The sequence below is a fragment of the Rhodothermales bacterium genome (assembly GCA_013002345.1).
GTDB lineage: Bacteria > Bacteroidota > Rhodothermia > Rhodothermales > JABDKH01 > JABDKH01.
In genome coordinates, this window is record JABDKH010000371.1 from 1 (window position 1) to 5,649 (window position 5,649).

Consider the following 5,649-nt stretch of genomic DNA (forward strand, 5'->3'; position numbering starts at 1 on the left):
AAGCGGAGCATGTTGTCGAGCACCGTCTATGCGCAACCACGCGTTGACCGTTTTTCGGACGTCCGCCTGCTGCACGATGCGGCCTTTGAAGTAGGCATTACAGAAGCGGTGTCTCTCCGCGTAGCCCTGCGCCAGCGATTCGACAACGGGCCGCCCGACAATCTCGAGAAACATGACCTCTTCGTCGAAAACGGGATCCGCGTCCGACTCTGACCTCAAGAGTCACCCACGGCGAGATCGGATGACGGCGGGAGTGCAAGAAAACGTGGTATTCCCCGGGATGTGAAAGCAAAACCCGGTAATCATCCGGCCGAACAGCATCGCTGCTTCGGGTGTATGAGCATCCCCAGACACGTCACGCCTTGTCATAGCCACCTCAGAACCTTTATGAAAATCGCATCCACGACAGCAGGAGCTCTGGTAGCATCCTTTCTTGCCCTCTCAATTCCGGGCAGCCCACCAGATCCTGGCGATGGCCCGGTGAGGGGCCAGAGCTTCGTCTGGAATCAGGACTCTCTGTGGATCGCACTCGAATCGCAATACGTTGCCGCGCGGGATAGCGACTGCGACGAGATTTCGGAATCCGTAGTCGCTCGAAGTTTGAACCTGCAAAGCGCGACGCAGGAACTCCGCCACAGCCCGTATGAATACGATCATTCGATCTTTGACTCGCTCGAGACGGCGTTCTTTGACCTTGCCCCCGCCGTAGCGGCGTGCCCTGATCACCTTCCCGATTTCGTCGCGACGTACCGGGAAATTCGCGACGGCATCAAGCACCAGTCGCGAGACTGGGATGTCAATACGATCGGTGCCAGACAGCGACTGTATCGCAGCCTCTATGGAGGACGAGCCGCCGTTGAAGAGGTGATGCTTCAGCATTCGGATGAGATGGTCACTCTCGTTGAGGGTCGTGCTGAACCGTCGGCCACCCCGTCGGTCGAGATTAATGGACTTCAGATTCACTCCGGCGACATCCTTGTGTCGCGAGGGGGCTATCCGACATCCGCGCTCATATCGCGGGGAAATGACTATCCGGGAAATTTCTCCCACATCGCGCTGGTGCATGTGGATGGCAGCACGCGACAGGCGTCGATCATAGAGGCACACATTGAGGTTGGCGTCACGGTCGCAACGGCCGAACAGTACCTTCAGGACAAGAAGCTCCGGATCATGGTGCTTCGTCCCCGCGCCGACCTTCCCGCGCTCATCGAGGATCCCATGCTGCCTCATCGCGCCGCCACCCTCGCGCTTGAAGGTGCTCTGGGCGGCCACATTCCATACGACTTTGAGATGGACTATAACGATCCCTCTCGACTCTTCTGCTCGGAGGTGGCGTCGGCGGCCTACGGCGAGGTCGGCGTCACACTCTGGATGGGACTATCGACCATATCGTCCGACGGCCTGAGACGGTGGCTCTCCGCCTTCGGCGTTCGACACTTCGAAACGCAGGAGCCCTCTGATCTGGAATACGATCCGCAACTGGCTGTGGTCGCGGAGTGGCGCGACCCGGAGACGCTTTTCAAGGACCACATCGACAACGCGGTCATCGACGTCATGCTCGAGGGCGCCGAGCGTGGCGATGATCTTGACTTCGAATGGTACCGTCTTGCTCCGGCGAGAATCGCGAAGGCCTACAGCTGGCTTCGTAACCAGGCCGGCGGAACGGGTCCGATTCCTGAGGGAATGTCTCCGGCCGCAGCACTTCGCAACAAGTCGTTCTCCGACCGGCACGATACCATCGCGGCGACCGTCTATCGGGACGCGACGCGATTTCGATCCGAGCAGGGCTACCCGCCGCCATACTGGAAGCTGATTGAACTCTCCCGATTGGCGGTCGCCGGCGGTGGCGACGGCTGACGGCTCTTCCAACGCGGGCCGCGAATATTCTGCACAGGTGCCACCGCGTCTGCGCACGATGAACCACCTCTGCGCGTGGATGACCGATGGCATCGACATGGTAAAATTCCTTCTATCGGTATTGCGGAGAACGAGTTACGGTTCTTTGCGGCCCTTCGCACCCCTTTTGGCAGGAAACTTGAATAGAGGACTTGACTCACCGATACACTGAGTCTCCTAACAACCTTTCCCGGATACAATGCGAAAAAACATTCTCGTGGCCCTCGTCGCCGCATCAACCCTCTTCGTCGGCTGCGATTCGGCCAGCGATTCCGGCGCAATCCAGGTCCAGTTTCGTGTGGCCGACGGGTCCCAGTCACTGGCCAAGACAGCCGCAGGCACACTTGAGATCGCTGGATCGAACGGAACTCTGCGTCTCACCGGTGTCCATCTGATCGTCGCAGAATTCGAACTCGACCGACTAAACGACGATGACTGCGACCTTCTGACGGACGCTCAGGACGACGACAACTGTGAGGAATTCGAAGCTCCCCCGTTCTTCCTCGATCTTCCGCTTGACGAAACCACAGTAACGGTCGCCAGCGCCAACATCACTCCCGACACCTACAAGGAACTGGACTTCGAGATCGAGAATCTCGAGGACGATGAGGATTCGGCTGTGCAGACGGCTGCTCTCCTCGCCCAGATCCGCACCGACTTCCCGGCCTGGCCCGCCAAAGCGAGCATGGCATTCGTCGGTGAATTCGAAACGCCGGGTCCGGGTGGCGAGGTTCGTCCGTTCACGGTGTACGCCGACGCGGAAATAGAAATCGAGATGGCCTTCGATCCTCCTATCACGATCGATACCGCGAATGAAGATCAGATCACTGTCGTTGTCGATCCGTCCGAATGGCTGAAGGACGCCGACGGGAGTGTCGTCGACCTGTCCACCTTTGATTACGGTTCCACAGGTGAACTGATCGAATTCGAAGTGGAGATCGAAGATGGATTCAAGGAGATCGAATTCGAGGACTAGGCGCGGCCCCTGCCAGTCCGGGACTTGATCAAAATTCGAGCTTGGACAAGGCGGCTCGGTTCGTTCGCGGACCGGGCCGTTTTAGATTGGCGTACTACCGGGACGGCTCGATCGCACCATAGTCCGCGGCAACCGCCTCCACCTCCGCCCACGAATCCCATATCAACGCTTCGACGCGCTCCAGTTCTGTCTGCGTCTCACCCCCTTCGGATCGTATCGCTTCGAAGACATCGTGCATCTCACCGCGCAGACTCGGAAACCGTTCAAAGAAGGCGATCGATTTCTCCCACGCGTCACGATGCCAGCGGAATGCTTCCGTGAAATCCTCGGGACACCCACTGAAGTCAGTCCCGTCGATTCCAGCCACGTATGCCCGGATGGATGAGACGATCGACTCCGTTTCGGTTGCACGATTTCGCTGCATTCCGAGTTCTCCGTCAATCGACAGTACGTCGTGAATGGCCGTCACATAATCGGACTCCTGACTTGTGGCCGGTCCGCTCTCGGGCGTGCGCTTCATCTGACAAACAGATGCCAGGAGCCCGATCAATACTGTGGCGCCGGCAATGCCCGTCAATGCTGTTCTACGTCTGCGATAGATCATAATTCCTCTCGATCTAACCATTTGGGAATGCCCGGCGAACGGTAGGCCGCCATGCTATCCAAAAGTTCGGCAGCCGACGGTCCCGAGATCACCATCTTTCCGTGCACGTGCCGAACGAAACCGTGCGCCACCGCATGATCGATGAAGGATAGAAGACCGTCGTAATAACCGGCCACGTTCAAAAGCGCCACCGGCTTGGGATGAAACCCGAGCTGGCCCCATGTCAACACTTCGAAGAACTCCTCGAGCGTCCCGATGCCGCCAGGAAGCGCCATGAATCCGTCCGAGAGATCTGCTATCAGCGCCTTTCGTTCGTGCATGGAAGCCACGACGCGCAGGTCCTGTATCCGATTGTGGGCCAACTCCTTTGAGGCAAGTGCCTGCGGAATGACGCCCGTGACCGATCCCCCGGCCTCCAGAACCGCATCGGCAAGTACACCCATCAGTCCGACGTTTCCGCCGCCATACACAAGGTCGATCCCGCGACCAACCATTTCGTCACCGAGTTCACGGGCCGCGGACGAAAACACCCCGTCCGATCCAGTGCGAGACCCGCAAAACACAGCGAGTCGCTTCATCTTCCGATCAATCTCAGGCTCTTGCATGCGTCCGTTTCCAATCTCTCAGATTCAGTACGAGGGACACGAGCAGTGCCCCGACCCCAAGCACGGCGACACTCACGTCGATGGCCATCGGATCCAGATCGAGCCCGGTGAACCGATCCAGATAATACTTCACATACGATACCGGCAACTCAACCTCACCGAGCGCTCTTTTCACCTGCCAGTGCCAGTCCGTACAGGGACAGTACCCGATTCCGTAGAACATGCCGAGTCCGAACCATGAGAGCACCGTCAACGAGATGACCGCCAGGTGCAGCCGACGCGTCCTCATCCAGATCCACCCCGTAAGATTGAATACCATCAAACCGGTGTGAAACAGAAAGAAGGATACATCCAGAAGCGTCAGCATCTCATGCGTCTGTGTCCGGCGAACCTGTCCGCCGGCGCGCGACCAGTCGGTTTGCAACTACCACGTAGATCCCCGCGATGCACGGCATGATCCAGAAGACCATCAGCAGCGCCAGGTCGCCCGGCTCGACGTCAGCCCACTGGGAGACCAGTACGTAGACTGCATACCCAATCAGGAAGAGGCAGCTTATCAGCAGGTAGTACGCAGCGAAGATCTTCATTTCGATGTCACTGGTCTGATGAACTAGGCCTGCTCTTCGGCGCTCGTATCTGCTCCATTCATTCGATACCGATTGCGCAAGGACTCACTTCGAAACACCAGCCCCGAAACGGCGGTCAAAAAAGCCACCGAGCCAATGATGGCGACAAGCCTCATGTACGGCTGGCCCATTTCTATCCTCCGCGACATCAATTCGGATAGCGTCAGCACCCACTCGATCGCTCCGAGAACGAGAATAGTCTGTATCACGCGGACGACCCATGGCCGTTTAACGAGGAAGAGGAGTACGAGTGACCCGATCAGTATCACGACAATGAGTGTACTCTCGGCGCGCAAGAAGTGTGCGGCGAGTATGATCAGGCTTAGAACGACGGGAGTGAGTCGGAGTGCGGTCAAAGGATGAGGTGCTTTTACGGCTAGATATTTCTGATGCTGTTGCCCGGAAAGGTAACAATCGCGTGCAAGAGCGGCATCGTCGCAACTATCGGATCGTGCTCACTCCGACTACGCAACGTTCTGACTTTCCCTGAAAGCCACCGTCCGAACCAGACCCATGCCCGCCTCAATTATCGGAATTATGAGGTAAGTAACTCCGATGTCTGCCACGTACTCCGTCAGCGGCATCTCCATCGGCCCCGTCAACATCAACGGCAGATCAATCAGCAGGCTGATGACGAACCACAGGCCACCGACGACCAGACTTTCCCACAGAACGTTCTCTGAGGTCTTGCTCAGATAGAGATGGGCGAACGTTGTCGTTGCAAGAACGATTGCGACGGGCATGATCGCCTCAAACAGCGCGCGCCACGACTCGCGGATCGGGAAGATGGCGAACGCGACGACAAAGACGATCAACCAGATCAGAAAGCCGTACAGAATCGCTTTTCCTGGAGATGACATAATGAAGACCTCTGCGTGCGCGGACGTTGTTCAATGTGACTCCGATATGTACGAGGAGAGGCGCTGCAGAAGCAAGAAGAGC

The 5,649-nt window shown here is 57.7% G+C and carries 9 protein-coding genes; 3 read left to right on the forward strand and 6 right to left on the reverse strand.

The features are described 5' to 3' along the window. Positions 1–9: 9 nt before the first annotated feature. The 3 genes from HKN37_17450 to HKN37_17460 all read left to right on the forward strand — a co-directional run bounded on the left by HKN37_17450 (position 10) and on the right by HKN37_17460 (position 2,872). On the forward strand, positions 10–213 hold the full coding sequence (locus tag HKN37_17450) for a DUF481 domain-containing protein (GenBank protein NNE48441.1): 204 nt from the start codon (positions 10–12) through the stop codon (positions 211–213). 174 nt (positions 214–387) lie between these two features. Then, positions 388–1,857 carry a hypothetical protein gene (locus HKN37_17455; GenBank protein ID NNE48442.1) on the forward strand — a complete coding sequence of 490 codons (1,470 nt, stop codon included), beginning with the start codon at positions 388–390 and terminating at the stop codon, positions 1,855–1,857. A 238-nt stretch (positions 1,858–2,095) separates the two neighbouring features. Continuing rightward, positions 2,096–2,872 (forward strand): hypothetical protein, encoded by a 777-nt coding sequence (locus HKN37_17460; GenBank protein ID NNE48443.1) that lies wholly within the window; start codon positions 2,096–2,098, stop codon positions 2,870–2,872. A 94-nt stretch (positions 2,873–2,966) separates the two neighbouring features. Here HKN37_17460 and HKN37_17465 read toward each other — a convergent pair whose 3' ends face one another. From HKN37_17465 to HKN37_17490, 6 genes are all read right to left on the reverse strand, one after another. Next, positions 2,967–3,476 (reverse strand): hypothetical protein, encoded by a 510-nt coding sequence (locus HKN37_17465; protein NNE48444.1) that lies wholly within the window; start codon positions 3,474–3,476, stop codon positions 2,967–2,969. Continuing rightward, the gene (locus HKN37_17470) at positions 3,473–4,054 is read right to left on the reverse strand and encodes a TIGR00730 family Rossman fold protein (protein ID NNE48445.1); all 582 of its coding nucleotides are present in this window, start codon (positions 4,052–4,054) and stop codon (positions 3,473–3,475) included. The genes HKN37_17465 and HKN37_17470 overlap by 4 nt, the downstream gene beginning before the upstream one ends. A 13-nt stretch (positions 4,055–4,067) precedes the next feature. Continuing rightward, entirely contained in the window at positions 4,068–4,448 is a 381-nt protein-coding gene (locus tag HKN37_17475; protein ID NNE48446.1) for a DUF2784 domain-containing protein, read from the reverse strand. A gap of 1 nt (position 4,449) precedes the next feature. Beyond that, a complete protein-coding gene (locus tag HKN37_17480) occupies positions 4,450–4,668 on the reverse strand; it encodes a hypothetical protein (GenBank protein ID NNE48447.1) in 219 nt (72 codons plus the stop codon). Positions 4,669–4,691: 23 nt separating this feature from the next. Then, positions 4,692–5,063, reverse strand: a complete 372-nt coding sequence (locus tag HKN37_17485) for a hypothetical protein (protein NNE48448.1) — start codon at positions 5,061–5,063, stop codon at positions 4,692–4,694. 108 nt (positions 5,064–5,171) lie between these two features. Next, positions 5,172–5,567, reverse strand: coding sequence for a hypothetical protein (locus HKN37_17490; GenBank protein ID NNE48449.1), 396 nt, complete (start codon positions 5,565–5,567; stop codon positions 5,172–5,174). Positions 5,568–5,649: the final 82 nt, after the last annotated feature.

Coding starts and splice junctions, on each gene's coding strand:
- HKN37_17450 (NNE48441.1), top strand. CDS start 10: ATGTTGTCGAGCACCGTCTATGCGCAACCACGCGTTGACCGTTTTTCG.
- HKN37_17455 (NNE48442.1), top strand. CDS start 388: ATGAAAATCGCATCCACGACAGCAGGAGCTCTGGTAGCATCCTTTCTT.
- HKN37_17460 (NNE48443.1), top strand. CDS start 2,096: ATGCGAAAAAACATTCTCGTGGCCCTCGTCGCCGCATCAACCCTCTTC.
- HKN37_17465 (NNE48444.1), bottom strand. CDS start 3,476: ATGATCTATCGCAGACGTAGAACAGCATTGACGGGCATTGCCGGCGCC.
- HKN37_17470 (NNE48445.1), bottom strand. CDS start 4,054: ATGAAGCGACTCGCTGTGTTTTGCGGGTCTCGCACTGGATCGGACGGG.
- HKN37_17475 (NNE48446.1), bottom strand. CDS start 4,448: ATGCTGACGCTTCTGGATGTATCCTTCTTTCTGTTTCACACCGGTTTG.
- HKN37_17480 (NNE48447.1), bottom strand. CDS start 4,668: ATGAAGATCTTCGCTGCGTACTACCTGCTGATAAGCTGCCTCTTCCTG.
- HKN37_17490 (NNE48449.1), bottom strand. CDS start 5,567: ATGTCATCTCCAGGAAAAGCGATTCTGTACGGCTTTCTGATCTGGTTG.